The following is a 14,711-nucleotide window of genomic DNA, read 5'->3' as shown; positions in this document are numbered from 1 at the left end:
GGCTGATATGAAGGTTTATATTACATATGGGACAGCCGATTTTTTAAAAACGATCGTAAAGAAGCATCCCTCAGAACGTATCCTTTTAATGCAGGGGCAGGAAAACGCGATTTTGATCCACGAAACAAACGGGGATACGGTTTTCCAGGCACCACACGCTTATGAAGTCATTGACCAAGCCGGAGAGATAAAGCATCCCGGTTTTGCAGTATTGAACAATATTGCTGTCACTCAGGAAGGGCGTCCGCTGTTTGAAAACAGATTTAAAAACAGAGCGGGAAAAGTCGAAAACCAGCCTGGTTTTGAAGCGATACGTGTGCTTCGCCCGCTTGACAGTGACACCTATGTCATCCTGACCTTGTGGGAAACCGAAAGAGACTTTCAAGACTGGCAGCAGTCAGATTCATACAAAGAAGCCCACAAAAAACGTGGCACATCTGCCGGAATTGATACAACGTCGATCTTCTCACGGCCTTCTTATGTCACCACATATTTCGCTGTCGAATAGCTGCCGGCATGTCCGGCGGCTTATTTTATTGGGAGGAAAACAAAATGAAATATACTTGTCCAGTATGCGGGTTTAAGGGACTGACTGAACCGGCATATGATAAGCAAGGGGATCATTCTCATGAAATCTGCCCGTGCTGCGGTTTTCAGTTCGGATTTGACGATTACGAGATGCAGCGCGAGGATGGTGCATTTTTCGAGCCATCGGAAAGCATTGCCGGCTACAGAAAAAACTGGCTTGCTGATGGGGGCGTCATTTTTTCTCCTGAATGCTTCCCGGAAACATCAGCAAAAAGCGAACAGAGTGTTACAGCATCGTTTGATTGAACAGCTAAAACAGATCAATGTTCATCTTCCATCATAACCCTGCCTTCTGTCCCGGCACCTTCCGCCCGCCTATGAATAATCTGTAGGAAGCGGAAGGAGTGATAATGATGGAAATCGGGATCTTGCCTGTCCATGTTCTTTATGTCTTTTTTATCGGGGCGATTATCCTATTTATGCTGCTGCGGAAAGATACGACCTTTATTTCCTTATTCGGCATTTTTATCATATCATTGTGGGCCAGCCATTCATTTTCAGCTTCTGTCAGCAGTTTATTCCACAGCTTTATCTACGCGGCTGGCGAACTGCTGCCCACGATTTTCATCATTTGTTTTATCGTTTCGATGAGTGATCTGTTAACAAAAACAGGGATAAATGAGGCCATGATTTCTCCCTTTATACGCCTTGTAAAAGGCCCTGTAATCGCCTACTGGCTGATTGGCGGCCTGATGTTCGCCATTTCTCTCTTCTTCTGGCCTTCTCCGGGTGTCGCGTTGATCGGCGCCGTCCTGCTTCCGGCAGCCGCCCGCGCCGGTTTGCCGCCCATTGCCGCCGCCATGGCCATGAACTTATTTGGTCACGGTTTTGCGCTGTCAGGAGACTTTGTCATTCAGGCGGCGCCAAAGCTGACAGCAGATGCAGCAGGCATTCCAGTTGGTGATGTCGTCTCAGCGAGCATTCCCCTTGTCCTGATTATGGGCGTGACCACAACAGCCGCAGCATTTATCATGATTCAGCGCGAACGAAAAAAACAGCTGACTCCAGATTCTTTTTCCCCTTTACTTTCAGGTGAGCAAGACACCTCGCTGTACCTGCCAAAACGGCTGCGGTTCACAATGGCTCTTTTAATTCCGCTTGTCTTTCTTGCTGATATCGCCTGCATGATCTTGTTTAACCTTCAGGGAAATGATGCGACCGCGTTAATCGGCGGGTCTGCAATCTGCATCCTCCTGATCGTTCATTTTCTCGCGCATAAGCAAAAGGGACTCGAAAAAATCACTGGCTATTTTATTGATGGATTCCAGTTCGGCTTTAAGGTTTTCGGCCCCGTCATCCCAATTGCCGCTTTCTTCTACCTTGGCGACTCAGGCTTTGAGAGCATACTGGGCACTTCACTCCCTAAAGGTTCCCACGGCATTGTCAACGATCTTGGCATTGCCTTATCCCATACGCTGCCCATGTCAAAGGAGCTTGCCGCCGTTGCTTTAACTGCCGCTGGCGCCATCACGGGCCTCGATGGCTCGGGGTTTTCAGGCATTTCTCTCGCCGGCTCTATCGCCAAGCTCTTTTCGTCCGCTCTTCATGCAGATCCCGCTGTTCTAACTGCACTCGGACAAATAGCTGCCATTTGGGTGGGCGGAGGAACACTGGTCCCATGGGCGCTGATTCCCGCTGCGGCCATTTGCAAGATTGATCCTTTTGAGCTTGCCAGAAAAAACTTTATCCCTGTCGTGATTGGCCTTTCAGTAACAACCGTCGCAGCTATGGTTCTGCTTTGAAAACAAGTTGAAATATTCAGACTTTTTCTATACAATCATGGAAAAGCATAGAAAAGGGGGAAGCGGCTTTGTCGATATCTACACTGCAGAAAGAGATAAACAAACAGCTCGACAGCTGTTTTGAAGAAATGGTCGAGATCAGGCGTCATTTTCATATGTATCCTGAGCTCTCGTTTCAAGAAGAAAAAACCGCCGCATTTATTGCTTCCTATTATGAATCATTAGGCGTTCCGATCCGCACGAATGTCGGCGGCAAAGGGGTTTTAGCCTATATAGAAGGAAGCGACCCCGGTCCTACCGTTGCTTTGCGCGCAGACTTTGACGCCCTTCCCATTCAAGATGAAAAAGATGTTCCTTACGCCTCAAGAGTGCCCGGTGTCATGCATGCATGCGGCCATGACGGCCATACAGCAGCTCTTCTTGCAGTGGGAAAGGTTCTCCACCAAAACAGACATGAGCTGAAGGGAACGTTTGTAATGATCCACCAGCATGCAGAAGAATATTATCCAGGAGGCGCAAAGCCGATGATTGATGACGGGTGCCTCGAAAACGCGGATGTGATATTCGGAACCCATCTTTGGGCAACTGAGCCGCTCGGAACCATTTTATGCCGCCCAGGCGCCGTAATGGCGGCGGCGGACCGATTTACGATTAAAGTCCACGGAAAGGGCGGCCACGGCGCTCACCCGCATGATACAAAAGACGCCGTCCTGATCGGCTCGCAAATCGTTTCCTCTTTGCAGCACATTGTCAGCCGCAAAGTCAATCCGATTCAATCCGCCGTCATTTCAACAGGCTCCTTCATCGCCGACAACCCGTTTAATGTCATCGCAGACCAAGCGGCACTCATCGGCACAGCGCGTTCTTTTGATGAAAATGTCCGGGACATTCTGGAGAAAGAAATTGAAGCAGTTGTAAAAGGAGTATGCAGCATGCACGGCGCCTCCTATGAGTACAACTATGAACGGGGTTATCCAGCGGTTGTGAACCATCCTGCAGAAACGAGCCACTTGGTCAGCATCGCTAAAAACACTGAGGGTGTTCAGCAGGTTATTGACGGTGAATCGCAAATGGGCGGCGAGGATTTTGCTTACTACTTACAAAACGTAAAAGGCACTTTTTTCTTTACAGGTGCTGCTCCTGAACAGCCAGAGCGGGTCTATTCCCACCACCATCCGAAATTCGATATCAATGAAAAAGCAATGCTGACAGCGGCCAAGGTTCTTGCGGGCGCTGCGATCACCTATCATTTACTATAAAAAAACAGCCGGAGTGTTTATTCTCCGGCTGTTTCCTTTACTATCCTCAGATGAAAAACGTGTCTGGCCGTCTCTCCAAGCTGAGCTAGCAGCTTATAATTGGCAATTCCTCCGACTGCCGCTCCTATGCCCGGCAAAAGCTGAAAAAGCTTCACGACGTCGATATAATCGCGATATTCCTGCTGGAACACTCTCCAGTCGATGCTCTTTTTCTCCGTCTCCCAATTTTCAATGACAGAAAAAAGCGATTTGCGGCAGTCATCACTCGAAAACGCAAGCTGAAACATAAGCAGCAAGAACATTCTCTCTTGTTTATCCTTCACATCAAAGCCATATATTGAAGATAAAGTAAATAAACACTTCATCTTAATAGAAAGCAGCAGCGGAAAATCGGCAATGCCTAAAAAAATGCCGCCCGCTCCGGTGCCGACTCCCTCAGCAGCTGCCACTTTCTGATAAGAAGCAATTGTTTTTTTCGCCAATTCGTTTTTTTCACTAAGCGACAGTGCACTTGTATCCTTTTTATAGGTGATGATATTGGAGCCTGCCATTGTCGCTTCCACCATTTTTTTCACGCTCTCAGTGACGACTGTATGGATTTTTTCAGGAATCCGCTCATTCACCTTCGTTTGCACACGCTTCGAAAAGCGTTCAAACATGGAATCCTTTCGCAAAAAATGCATTTTCCATTGAAGGGCTTCCTGCATCAGCATCTGGTTGTCTGTCATTTGACTACCCCTTTTCAGTTCACAGCTTTCCATGTTTTTTCAGTCTTGTTGTTATATAAGACGGCAGAACAACAAGAATCAGAACGGCAGAACCGATCAGCGCGTACAGAAAACCTGTCAAGCCGGCAGCGTACGCAGATGCAGCCGACATCAGCAGAGCTTGAGTGCTAAGCGCAGTTTTTAATAGGGAGAAATAGCTTTTCAGCTTCGTTTCTTTTTTCACAGGGTAAAGCTCCTGAAGCGCCAGATGGTCAAAGTGGCCGAACAGCGGCAGAAGCTGAACACCCGTAATGAAAATGGTAAACACAGTCAAAACCCCTGCAATCAGCGGGCTTGCCGATACATACATAATAATCAGCGCGAAAATAACCGTTAATCTGACGAGAAGGCCCAAATAATCACTAGAACGAAAGAAGGCGCGGGCAAACATGTACGTAAACGTTTTGCGCTGCTCAAATGGCACGAGCCGCAGCAAAAAGTCAAGATAGGCCCTGCGTTTCGCTTGCTTTCGTAAATGCGGCACATCAGTGAACAGGTTGGCAATCCGATAGAAACGCTGCTTCCGTCTTAATTCGGACTCGATATGGCTTTCCCATTTAAACGTTTTCCGTTTCGCTGCCGAAGACATATACAGATACAGAGCAGCCATAATGACATAGACCACAAGCGCATACATATAAACAGATTGGAATACAAAATAGAGAACGAGCGTATTCGCCGCAAAGCGAATGATAAGATCCATCCGTTTCAAGCTGCGGTCATTCTGGAAGGTTGTACGCCATTCCATTACCTGATTCCACACTTTCAGTAGTAAAAGCTGGACAAAGACTGCCGCATATGATGCAAGCGAAGCCCCAGGTGCGACGGCGAAATAAAGCGGCATCGCAACAAGACTCAGCGCAATCAGCGGAAACAGCTGAGACACATAGCTGTAGACAAACGCCTGCTTCAAGTAAGGCGCCATTTTCGCTTCTAGCGGCAATAAGAAGACAAGGTCAGCCTCCTTCAAAAGCGTCCGCACGTAAGAGCTTGTCAACACGAGCGAAAACAGCACGGCCATCACCCAGAAGGACGGAAAGTGAGCGGGAATGTCCCGGATCCATTTGCTGTACCAGCTTGCAGCGCCCGCGAGAAAAAAGATCAAAACAATGACGAGGTGATCGTTGAGCATATATTTCATGTACGTTCTTGTTTCTTTGATATGCTCCTGCAGCCGCGACTGCCAAATATCAAGCATATTATTCATGGCCAGCGTCTTCCTTTGTAAGCTCAAGATACAGATCATCCAGCGCCGCGTCCTTCATTCCAAACTGCTCTCTGAGCTCGGACAGCGTGCCTCGCGCCCGCACCTCGCCGTTATGTAAAATAATGAACGAATCACAATAGCGTTCTGCCGTTGCCAAAATGTGCGTTGACATCAGCACGCTCGCCCCGGCTTTTTTCGCTTCATTCATCCGCTCAAGCAGCGCGTTAATCGCAAGCGGGTCAAGCCCCAGGAAAGGCTCATCGATAATATAGAGCGCGGGTTCAGCCAAAAATGCGCACATGATCATAACCTTCTGCTTCATTCCTTTGGAAAAATGAGCCGGGAACCACTTCAGCCTCTTCTCCATTCGGAATTCCTTTAAAAGCGGCGGCAGCCTTTTCTCCATCGTTTCTTTTGAGAGGCCGTAAGCCATGGCTGTTAATTCAAGATGCTCCATCAGCGTCAGCTCTTCATATAAAACAGGTGTTTCAGGGATATAGGTGAATTGAGAGCGGTAGCCTTCCGGGTCCTCAGCAAAGGTTTTTCCGTTTAATTCGATTGATCCTTTATGCGGGTCCATCAGCCCGATGACATGTCTGATGGTTGTACTTTTACCTGCACCGTTCAGCCCGATTAGACCTACAATTTGATTCGGTTCAAGGGTGAATGATACGTTTTTCAACACCGGATTTCTTGTATATCCGCCGGTTAAGTCTTTTACCGATAGCAGAGACATAGTTTCTCCCCTTATATTGTTTTTCTTCATAGTACCAAAAACAAGGCCCGATTTGAAACAATTCCCTTTTAACAAATGATGAATTTGCTGTCATAAAGAAACAGGTTTCTGGACATCATAATGGTCGTAGAGGAAAAGCATATCAACTGAAAAATGAGGTGTTTGTCAAAGACGTCTTAGATACAGTTGGATAGAAAATAAACATGTCCAATGCTCAAACATTTCTCTTCACTGAATTGATGAATTCTTCTTATGAAGCAAATTGTCAAATGAGGTGTTTATCGCAGGAATCGTTAAGCATTAACAAGTCTTCATTTTACTGACAAATGAGGTGCTTACCAAAGGCATATCACATTTTCTTTATATAAGCTCTTCCTCTGCATTCAGGGTGAACGCTCGCCGTTCATCCTGTTTTCTATTTTCTGCATTTCTGTGGTACGATGAGTGTATACATACCAAACAATTTCATAAGGAGGAACCCTCATGCATAGTGCAGAGAATTGTATCTTTTGTAAAATTATTGCCGGCGACATTCCATCCGCAAAGGTGTATGAAGATGAACACGTGCTGGCCTTCCTTGATATCAGCCAAGTGACAAAGGGACACACACTTGTCATTCCAAAAACACATATCGAAAATGTGTATGAATTTACGGATGAATTAGCAAAACAATATTTTCACGCTGTTCCAAAAATCGCCCGCGCGATCCGGGATGAATTTGAACCGATCGGCTTAAATACGCTGAACAATAATGGCGAAAAAGCAGGACAATCTGTTTTCCATTACCATATGCATATTATCCCGCGCTACGGAAAAGGAGACGGATTCGGAGCAGTTTGGAAAACGCATGCTGATGATTACAAACCAGAGGATCTTCAAAACATTTCTTCCTCTATCGCAAAACGCCTGGCCTCATCATAAGATGAGGTTTTTTTATTTGTGAACATTTCGCCAATATCCGTCAATTTCTTTTGATAATTCAAATTTTTTATCAAAAAAACTGAATTTTTGTGATAGGATAATTGTATTATTTTATACATTAACGTGGAAAACAGGGAGAGATCATGATGGAACGTACAACGAATTTTAATGCAGGTCCTGCAGCGCTGCCATTGGAAGTTCTGCAAAAAGCACAGAAAGAATTTATTGATTTTAACGAATCCGGCATGTCTGTTATGGAGCTTTCCCACCGCAGCAAAGAGTATGAAGCGGTGCATCAAAAAGCGAAAAGCCTATTAATTGAACTGATGGGCATTCCGGAAGATTACGATATTTTGTTTCTTCAAGGCGGGGCAAGCCTTCAATTCTCAATGCTTCCGATGAACTTTTTAACACCTGAAAAAACCGCGCATTTTGTCATGACCGGAGCCTGGTCTGAAAAAGCACTGGCAGAAACGAAACTATTCGGAAATACGTCTATCACTGCTACAAGTGAAGCAGACAATTACAGCTTTATTCCGGAGGTTGACCTCTCGGATGTAAAAGACGGTGCGTATTTACATATCACATCCAACAATACGATTTTCGGCACACAGTGGCAGGAATTCCCGAATTCCCCTATTCCGCTCGTTGCTGACATGTCCAGCGATATTTTGAGCAGAAAGATCGATGTATCCAAGTTTGACGTGATCTACGGAGGCGCCCAAAAGAACCTCGGCCCTTCCGGCGTGACAGTTGTCATCATGAAAAAAACTTGGCTGCAGAATGAAAATGCGAACGTTCCAAAAATCCTGAAATATTCAACGCATGTCAAAGCGGACTCACTTTATAACACTCCGCCGACATTTGCGATTTATATGCTGAGCCTTGTTCTGGAATGGCTGAAAGAAAACGGCGGTGTAGAAGCTGCAGAACAGCGCAATGAGCAAAAAGCGCAAGTTCTATACAGCTGCATTGATGAAAGCAATGGATTCTATAAAGGGCATGCCAGAAAGGACAGCCGCTCACGCATGAATGTTACCTTTACGCTTCGTGATGACGAATTAACAAAAACATTCGTTCAAGAAGCAAAAGAAGCAAAAATGGTAGGTCTTGGCGGACACCGTTCAGTGGGAGGCTGCCGCGCTTCTATTTATAATGCAGTGTCTCTCGAAGACTGTGAAAAATTAGCTGCGTTCATGAAGAAATTCCAGCAAGAAAATGAGTAAAAAGTCTGGCTATGCAAACGGTCCGTTTGGTATACTGTTTGCATATACATTCTTTAAGCCTTCGCAATAAATGACGAGCATATTATTGGGGGGCAAAAAGCTTAGCAGAGGAGAGCATAGATATGAAAACAAAAGAGTTAGTCATTATGGCTCTGTTTGCCGCAATCGGCGCAGCGCTTCATTCCATTATTCCGCCCTTTTTAGGCGGCATGAAACCAGATATGATGCTGATCATGATGTTCATGGGGATCCTGCTGTTCCCGCGGGTGCAAAACGTACTCGTCATCGGGATTGTGACCGGAATCATCTCCGCGCTTACAACCGCATTCCCAGCCGGACAGATTCCTAACATCATCGATAAACCTGTATCAGCGTTTCTGTTCTTCACCCTGTTCCTTTTGTTCAGAAAGAGCCAGAAAACAGGTGCAGCTGCAGTGCTGACAGCGATCGGAACTATCTTATCGGGAATTGTATTTTTATCTTCAGCTTTATTGATCGTCGGTTTGCCTGGCGGTTTCATCGCATTGTTCGCGGCAGTTGTTCTGCCTGCTACTGTGCTGAATACTATCGCCATGATCATTATGTATCCGATTATACAAACGATTTTAAGACGTTCGAGCTTTTTGGAAGCTGTTAAATAATTATCACCCAAAACCTCTTCCGCTTCCGGGAGAGGTTTTTTGACAAAGAGCCCGCAGCATGCCAGCATGTTTTAAGCGAAGAGTTTCGTGAAAAAGATAAGGCATAGTGTAAAGGCGGTTCCGGTTGAACAAACAAGCGCTTTTTGCCGGATGACCTTCTTGGGCGGATAAGAAGCAGCCTGGCTGAGAAGTCTGATATAGTAAACAGCGCCTGAAGCGAAGACAAGTGTGATGCAGGATAACACAATCATAAAGACAGACAACCTTCTCCCTCCTTTTCACTTAAAAAATATGCTAAAATAAAGCAAGCTATGTATAGAAGTTCAGGCTTTCAACAAAAATGAAAAATACTGAATGAATCCTATTTTCAAGAAAAAGACGGGGTGATTGTAATGGCGGACGGACGTTCTCTATTAACAGGACTATTCGTAGGCGGCATCATCGGAGGAGCAGCAGTTCTTCTATCTGCACCTTCCTCAGGAAAGCAGCTGCGTGAAAAAATGAAAACCAATTATGATTCTTTCGAAGAAACGATCAAACGCTTAAAATCAGACGGGCTTGCGTTAAAAGACCAGCTGATCAAAGCGGCAAAAGAAAGTACAGACGTCATTAAAGACGTAAGCGGCGAGCTCCAAACGTCAATTAAAAAATGGCAGGAAGAGATCAAGCCTCACCAGCAGGATTTGCAAAAAGAAATCGCTGATATTGAAGAGAAGATCAGACAGCTGGAGAAAACCTTACAAAACTAATATCCTATTCAAAAGAAAAAAATGCGGTCCAAACTGGGACCCGCATTTTTTTTTGCCGAAAAAGCCTCTCACCGCAATGGTTTGTGAATTTATTAAAAAATTCTTACATTTTCATCTTTATTAATCTTTATTTTATTGGCATAATAGAGAAAAAGAAAAAGAGAAGCAGGTGACGTAATGAATCGAGTGGAACCGCCCTATGATGTGAAAGAGGCTCTGGTCTTCACCCAGAAAATGGCTCAGCTTAGCAAGGCTCTTTGGAAATCGATCGAGAAGGATTGGCAGCAGTGGCTCAAACCGTATGACCTGAATATCAATGAGCATCATATTTTATGGATTGCGTATCAACTGAATGGAGCTTCCATTTCTGAAATCGCTAAATTCGGAGTCATGCACGTATCAACCGCATTCAACTTTTCAAAAAAGCTGGAAGAACGAGGATATTTAAGGTTCTCCAAACGGCTGAATGATAAACGGAACACATACGTTCAATTAACTGAGGAAGGCACCGAGGTTTTCTGGAGCTTGCTTGAGGAATTTGATCCAACTCGCAACGCGGTTTTTAAAGGGTCACAGCCTTTGTATCATTTATTCGGAAAATTTCCTGAAGTGGCAGAAATGATGTGTATGATACGCCATATCTACGGCGATGATTTTATGGAAATTTTCGAAACGTCACTCACCAATATTGACAATGACTTTGAAAGCGTAAACGGAAAGCTGAAGAAAAAAGCAAAGAACAGTACTGCGGATGAACCGGCAGAAGAGCTCGAACCTGTAAACAGCTAATCAAAATGCTTCATGATATCAATAAACACTTCCATCAGTTCTTGATAAAGCCCCTGCTCATACAGGGCAAAAATCGTTTCGTGAACATCTAATTTTTCATTCAGCTGTCCGGCAAAAAGCGCAAGGAGCTTATCGAAAGTTACAAATCCTTGCGCTTTTTGTGTTGCCAGCTCTTCCGACAATTCATCGCATATCCTCATAACCTCTTCCCCTTCCTCCTTGCTCAGTCCTTTATCAATGAGAAGCGCATAGAAGGGGTACCTGTCCATATCTACTGTTTTCACTAATAATTGTATGTAATATTCTAATCGCTCAATGCGATGATCCATCGAATCCATCCACACCACTTCTTTCTATCTTTAATCTTATTTTAGCTGATATTTCACTGAGAAGAAAGTTCTAACCCCATATTTTGCAGTTTGTTTGCTTGTTTCAAAAAAATACCTGCCGGATGATATTTTTTCTTAAAAAGCATTGATTTTTTCTCTTGGGAGGAGTAAATTATTTTGAGATTCTATTCAAGATGCATGGAAGGATGACTTTGATGAATTGCTGGAAGACCATAAATCTCATGAAGGATTATGGCGCCGTTCGCATAATATTAACTGCTGTATGTTTTATGATTTTGGTTTTTATATCTACCTTTTTAGCATTTGAGCTGCTGCGGCCTGGCACAAGCTTAAGCGATGAATACGTACCCTTATTCGGCGGTTTGCTCGTCGTTATTTTATTTGTACATAAAGTCATCCATGTCCTGCCAATCATCTGCAAAAAAAGAAAAATAGAAAAAAAGGTTTACATATTGCGCATGCGCTCATGGAAACGGATACCAAAAACGACAATGCTGATTTCGCTCGTAAGCCCGTTTTTGCTGATTACGCCTGTACTGTTTTACGCGGCGCTGGCATTTCCAAATCACGCCCATTATTTCTGCATGATTTCGGGCATACATGCCGGCTATTGTCTGCCTGACTTCTTGCTGGCTCTCAAGCTGATACAAGCGCCGAAAGCCTGTTTTATAGATCAGGAAGCAGATGGCTTGGATATTCTTGTAGAAAAGTAGCCAGACCTCGATTTTTGAATTTGCATTCTATCTTTTTTAATAAATATTTGGTAATGTAATATGGGACAGTTCAGAGAGAGGGGGAATCTCCCATCATTTTATTCTATTTTATCGTGGCTGCCATGTTTATTTTATACTTCATAAACAGGCTCACCAATACATTATGCCTTGTCAGAGAGATTCCTGAAGAGCGGCAGGATAAGGTATTTCGATTTATTAATGTATCTATATTAATTTTACTGATCTCTTCGTTTGTGGAGATCTCCTTTACTGTGTAAATATGAAAAAAGCATAGCTGCTGTTTCAGCAGCTATGCTTTTTTGTTTGATTAGTACAGCCAAGAAGCGCCGATGATAATCAATAAAATGAACAAAACAACCAATAAAGCGAAACCGCCTGCAAATACTTCACCCATCTTAAAAAGCACCTCCTGTAAAAAGCTTTATTTACCAATTACATCTTATGCAATTCATGATTGAAACGATTAGGCGCTTGTGTAAATAAAGGATCGCTTATCGTGCAAGCGATCCCCGGGCTGCTTAGTAGATGTAAGCTGCACCTACGATGATAAGCAAAATGAACAGTACTACGAGCAACGCGAATCCGTTAGAGTATCCTCCGCTCATGTTACATACCTCCTTTTCTTGATCAATATATAAGTATGTCGCCAGCAAAAGTTTGACTAGACGAATGCCCTTTATTTAAAATCTTTTTACAGAAAGCCACAATATGTTATGATACGCATAGGTAATTTAATTTGGAATGATTAGGAGTGTTTGAAAACAATGAAGAAAATCGCAATAGCAGCTATCACTGCTACAAGCATCCTCGCTCTCAGTGCTTGCAGCAGCGGCGACAAAGAAGTCATCGCAAAAACAGACGCAGGCGATGTGACGAAAGGCGAGCTTTACACAAACATGAAGAAAACAGCTGGTGCAAGTGTGTTGACACAGCTGGTGCAAGAAAAAGTATTAGACAAGAAATATAAAGTTACAGATAAAGAAATTGACAACAAGCTGAAAGATTACAAAACACAGCTTGGCGATCAATATACTGCCCTTGAAGACCAATACGGAAAAGATTACCTCAAAGAGCAAGTAAAATATGAATTGCTGACACAAAAAGCGGCTAAAGATAACATCAAAGTAACAGATGCCGATATCAAAGAGTACTGGGAAGGCTTAAAAGGCAAAATCCGTGCAAGCCACATCCTTGTTGCTGATAAAAAGACAGCTGAAGAAGTAGAGAAAAAGCTGAAAAAAGGCGAGAAATTTGAAGACCTTGCGAAAGAATACTCAACAGACAGCTCTGCTTCACAAGGCGGCGACCTTGGCTGGTTCGCAAAAGAAGGCCAAATGGACGAAACGTTCAGTAAAGCTGCATTTAAATTAAAAACAGGTGAAGTCAGTGATCCTGTCAAAACACAATACGGCTACCACATCATCAAAAAGACAGAAGAACGCGGCAAATACGAAGATATGAAAAAAGAGCTGAAATCTGAAGTGCTTGAACAAAAACTTAATGACAGCACAGCTGTTCAGGAAGCTGTTCAAAAAGTCATGAAAAAAGCTGACATTGAAGTGAAGGATAAAGACCTGAAAGACACATTTAATACATCTTCAACAAACAGCAGCACCTCTTCATCTTCAAGCAATTCTAAATAATAATAAAAAAAGCTGTGCACGCTCATTGAGCTGCACAGCTTTTTTTATGCGATGGAATGGTTTGGATTTTCTTCGTCATGCTGCTGGGAACTGCGGCGTTCTCTCTCCTTTTCCATCCTCTCTATATAAATCTGCCCCTCTTTTTCAATAAAGGACTGGTCTACTTTTTCTTCCTCTTTGGCTGCCGCCACAAGTTTATATGCGCTGAAAATGATGCCTACAATACAAAGATACACCCACCATGGAAAAAATAACACGGGCTCCTCCCCCTTTTGCATAGATTCTTTATTCTTAACCATATGCGGGAGTGAGACGAGTTATGAGCGGCAATAACGCATAAAAAAGGACTGAGCTGAATGTTTCAGCATCAGTCCTTTTTTGATTATTTATGAAAAGTCGGTTTATAAAAGGAACGGTTTTCCAGTGCAAATACACGTTCAGTGTATTCGCCCGGTTTCACGCGCTCAAGCGCTCTGTCCATCATATTCATTTTGGCATCCAGGTTGTCTATATAATGTAAAATTTCCGCTTCCTTCACCATCGGTGGTTTTGGGCTGCCCCATTCTGCTTTGCCGTGGTGACTTAAAATCAAATGCTGAAGAATTAACACCTCTTCTGAATCGATTTGAAGCTCCTCAGCCGCTTTTGACAGCTCTGTGACCATAATCGAAATATGGCCGAGCAAATTGCCTTCGACCGTATATGAAGTGGAAACAGGGCCGGACAGTTCTTTCACTTTTCCGAGATCATGCAGGATAACACCGGCATAAAGCAGATCACGATCAAGAGACGGATATAAATCTGCAATGGTTTTCGCCAGATTCAGCATAGAGACAACATGATACGCTAAACCTGAGACAAACTCATGGTGGTTTTTCGTCGCTGCCGGATAATCCATAAATTCAGCTTCGTGTTTTTTGACTAAAAACCTTGTTATCCGTTGGATATTTGGGTTTTTCATTTCAAATATATATTGAGTGATGGTGTCCATCATTTCATTTTTCGGAATCGGCGCGGTTTCTAAAAAATCATCAATATTGACGTTTTCATGTTCGCTTACCGGCCTGATATTTCTCAGCTTCAGCTGGGTGCGCCCACGGTAATGGTGGACATCCCCTACGACCTTCACAATCGTTTGCGGCGCATAGGTCAGTTCATCACTTTGCTTGGCATCCCACAGCTTTGCTTCAATATCACCTGACTGGTCTTGCAGCATCAGCGTTAAAAACGGTTTTCCATTGCTTGCAATCCCTTTCGTCGAGGATTTAATCAATAGATATTGGTCCACCTGTTCGCCAACCTCATGTAGCATAATCCCTTTAGCCATTCTATTAAAGCTCCCTCCGTATCTTACATAAT

The 14,711-nt window shown here is 43.9% G+C and carries 19 protein-coding genes and 1 pseudogene; 11 read left to right on the top strand and 9 right to left on the bottom strand.

What is annotated here, in order from left to right; translation table 11 throughout:
* The first annotated feature begins 7 nt into the window (after positions 1 to 7).
* From hmoB to sndC, 4 genes and pseudogenes are all read left to right on the top strand, one after another.
* Complete coding sequence (gene hmoB, locus MOC09_RS00545; protein ID WP_268369233.1) at positions 8 to 508, top strand: heme-degrading oxygenase HmoB; 501 nt, start codon at positions 8 to 10, stop codon at positions 506 to 508.
* Between the two features lie 44 nt (positions 509 to 552).
* Positions 553 to 871, top strand: a pseudogene (locus MOC09_RS00540) (hypothetical protein).
* 67 nt (positions 872 to 938) lie between these two features.
* The gene (locus tag MOC09_RS00535) at positions 939 to 2,330 is read left to right on the top strand and encodes a hypothetical protein (protein ID WP_268369530.1); all 1,392 of its coding nucleotides are present in this window, start codon (positions 939 to 941) and stop codon (positions 2,328 to 2,330) included.
* A gap of 68 nt (positions 2,331 to 2,398) precedes the next feature.
* The gene (gene sndC, locus MOC09_RS00530) at positions 2,399 to 3,589 is read left to right on the top strand and encodes an N-acetyl amino acid acetylase SndC (protein ID WP_268362625.1); all 1,191 of its coding nucleotides are present in this window, start codon (positions 2,399 to 2,401) and stop codon (positions 3,587 to 3,589) included.
* Positions 3,590 to 3,606: 17 nt separating this feature from the next.
* Here the strand turns inward: sndC and MOC09_RS00525 are convergent, their stop codons facing one another.
* From MOC09_RS00525 to ecsA, 3 genes are read right to left on the bottom strand one after another with little or no spacing between them, the layout of a single operon-like run.
* The gene (locus tag MOC09_RS00525) at positions 3,607 to 4,317 is read right to left on the bottom strand and encodes an EcsC family protein (RefSeq protein ID WP_268369232.1); all 711 of its coding nucleotides are present in this window, start codon (positions 4,315 to 4,317) and stop codon (positions 3,607 to 3,609) included.
* A 19-nt stretch (positions 4,318 to 4,336) separates the two neighbouring features.
* Positions 4,337 to 5,563, bottom strand: a complete 1,227-nt coding sequence (ecsB, locus tag MOC09_RS00520; RefSeq protein ID WP_268369231.1) for an ABC transporter permease EcsB — start codon at positions 5,561 to 5,563, stop codon at positions 4,337 to 4,339.
* Positions 5,556 to 6,299: an ABC transporter ATP-binding protein EcsA gene (ecsA, locus tag MOC09_RS00515; RefSeq protein ID WP_268362631.1), complete on the bottom strand. Its 744-nt coding sequence runs from the start codon at positions 6,297 to 6,299 to the stop codon at positions 5,556 to 5,558. The genes ecsB and ecsA overlap by 8 nt, the downstream gene beginning before the upstream one ends.
* Positions 6,300 to 6,782: 483 nt before the next feature.
* Between ecsA and MOC09_RS00510 the strand changes: the two genes are divergently transcribed.
* The 3 genes from MOC09_RS00510 to trpP all read left to right on the top strand — a co-directional run bounded on the left by MOC09_RS00510 (position 6,783) and on the right by trpP (position 9,087).
* On the top strand, positions 6,783 to 7,220 hold the full coding sequence (locus MOC09_RS00510; protein ID WP_003239494.1) for an HIT family protein: 438 nt from the start codon (positions 6,783 to 6,785) through the stop codon (positions 7,218 to 7,220).
* A 146-nt stretch (positions 7,221 to 7,366) separates the two neighbouring features.
* On the top strand, positions 7,367 to 8,446 hold the full coding sequence (gene serC, locus MOC09_RS00505) for a 3-phosphoserine/phosphohydroxythreonine transaminase (protein WP_268361882.1): 1,080 nt from the start codon (positions 7,367 to 7,369) through the stop codon (positions 8,444 to 8,446).
* Positions 8,447 to 8,568: 122 nt separating this feature from the next.
* Positions 8,569 to 9,087, top strand: coding sequence for a tryptophan transporter TrpP (gene trpP, locus MOC09_RS00500; RefSeq protein ID WP_268361884.1), 519 nt, complete (start codon positions 8,569 to 8,571; stop codon positions 9,085 to 9,087).
* A 71-nt stretch (positions 9,088 to 9,158) separates the two neighbouring features.
* On the opposite strand, the gene MOC09_RS00495 is transcribed toward trpP, so the two are convergent.
* Positions 9,159 to 9,350, bottom strand: coding sequence for a hypothetical protein (locus tag MOC09_RS00495; protein WP_079288669.1), 192 nt, complete (start codon positions 9,348 to 9,350; stop codon positions 9,159 to 9,161).
* 129 nt (positions 9,351 to 9,479) lie between these two features.
* Between MOC09_RS00495 and MOC09_RS00490 the strand changes: the two genes are divergently transcribed.
* Both MOC09_RS00490 and MOC09_RS00485 read left to right on the top strand, forming a co-directional pair.
* Complete coding sequence (locus tag MOC09_RS00490; protein ID WP_003224279.1) at positions 9,480 to 9,836, top strand: YtxH domain-containing protein; 357 nt, start codon at positions 9,480 to 9,482, stop codon at positions 9,834 to 9,836.
* Between the two features lie 177 nt (positions 9,837 to 10,013).
* Entirely contained in the window at positions 10,014 to 10,625 is a 612-nt protein-coding gene (locus tag MOC09_RS00485; protein WP_268361890.1) for an HTH-type transcriptional regulator Hpr, read from the top strand.
* Here the strand turns inward: MOC09_RS00485 and MOC09_RS00480 are convergent.
* A complete protein-coding gene (locus tag MOC09_RS00480) occupies positions 10,622 to 10,963 on the bottom strand; it encodes a YhaI family protein (RefSeq protein ID WP_003239502.1) in 342 nt (113 codons plus the stop codon). The two genes, MOC09_RS00485 and MOC09_RS00480, sit on opposite strands and share 4 nt — an antisense overlap.
* Before the next feature lie 206 nt (positions 10,964 to 11,169).
* Here MOC09_RS00480 and MOC09_RS00475 point away from each other — a divergent pair, with 206 nt between their 5' ends.
* Positions 11,170 to 11,688 (top strand): DUF3267 domain-containing protein, encoded by a 519-nt coding sequence (locus MOC09_RS00475; RefSeq protein WP_268361893.1) that lies wholly within the window; start codon positions 11,170 to 11,172, stop codon positions 11,686 to 11,688.
* 328 nt (positions 11,689 to 12,016) lie between these two features.
* Here MOC09_RS00475 and yhzE2 read toward each other — a convergent pair whose 3' ends face one another.
* Positions 12,017 to 12,103, bottom strand: coding sequence for a sporulation protein YhzE2 (yhzE2, locus tag MOC09_RS00470; protein ID WP_003155248.1), 87 nt, complete (start codon positions 12,101 to 12,103; stop codon positions 12,017 to 12,019).
* Between the two features lie 124 nt (positions 12,104 to 12,227).
* Positions 12,228 to 12,314, bottom strand: coding sequence for a sporulation protein YhzE1 (yhzE1, locus tag MOC09_RS00465; protein WP_003327753.1), 87 nt, complete (start codon positions 12,312 to 12,314; stop codon positions 12,228 to 12,230).
* Between the two features lie 159 nt (positions 12,315 to 12,473).
* Between yhzE1 and prsA the strand changes: the two genes are divergently transcribed.
* Positions 12,474 to 13,352 (top strand): peptidylprolyl isomerase PrsA, encoded by an 879-nt coding sequence (gene prsA, locus MOC09_RS00460; RefSeq protein WP_268362800.1) that lies wholly within the window; start codon positions 12,474 to 12,476, stop codon positions 13,350 to 13,352.
* 44 nt (positions 13,353 to 13,396) lie between these two features.
* Here the strand turns inward: prsA and yhaL are convergent, their stop codons facing one another.
* Positions 13,397 to 13,609 carry a sporulation protein YhaL gene (yhaL, locus tag MOC09_RS00455; RefSeq protein ID WP_061188284.1) on the bottom strand — a complete coding sequence of 71 codons (213 nt, stop codon included), beginning with the start codon at positions 13,607 to 13,609 and terminating at the stop codon, positions 13,397 to 13,399.
* A gap of 125 nt (positions 13,610 to 13,734) precedes the next feature.
* Positions 13,735 to 14,679, bottom strand: a complete 945-nt coding sequence (gene yhaM, locus MOC09_RS00450; protein ID WP_268369230.1) for a 3'-5' exoribonuclease YhaM — start codon at positions 14,677 to 14,679, stop codon at positions 13,735 to 13,737.
* Positions 14,680 to 14,711: the final 32 nt, after the last annotated feature.

The sequence above is a fragment of the Bacillus sp. N12A5 genome (genome assembly GCF_026790125.1).
Classification (GTDB): Bacteria; Bacillota; Bacilli; order Bacillales; family Bacillaceae; genus Bacillus.
This window is presented reverse-complemented; position numbering and strand designations above follow the sequence as displayed.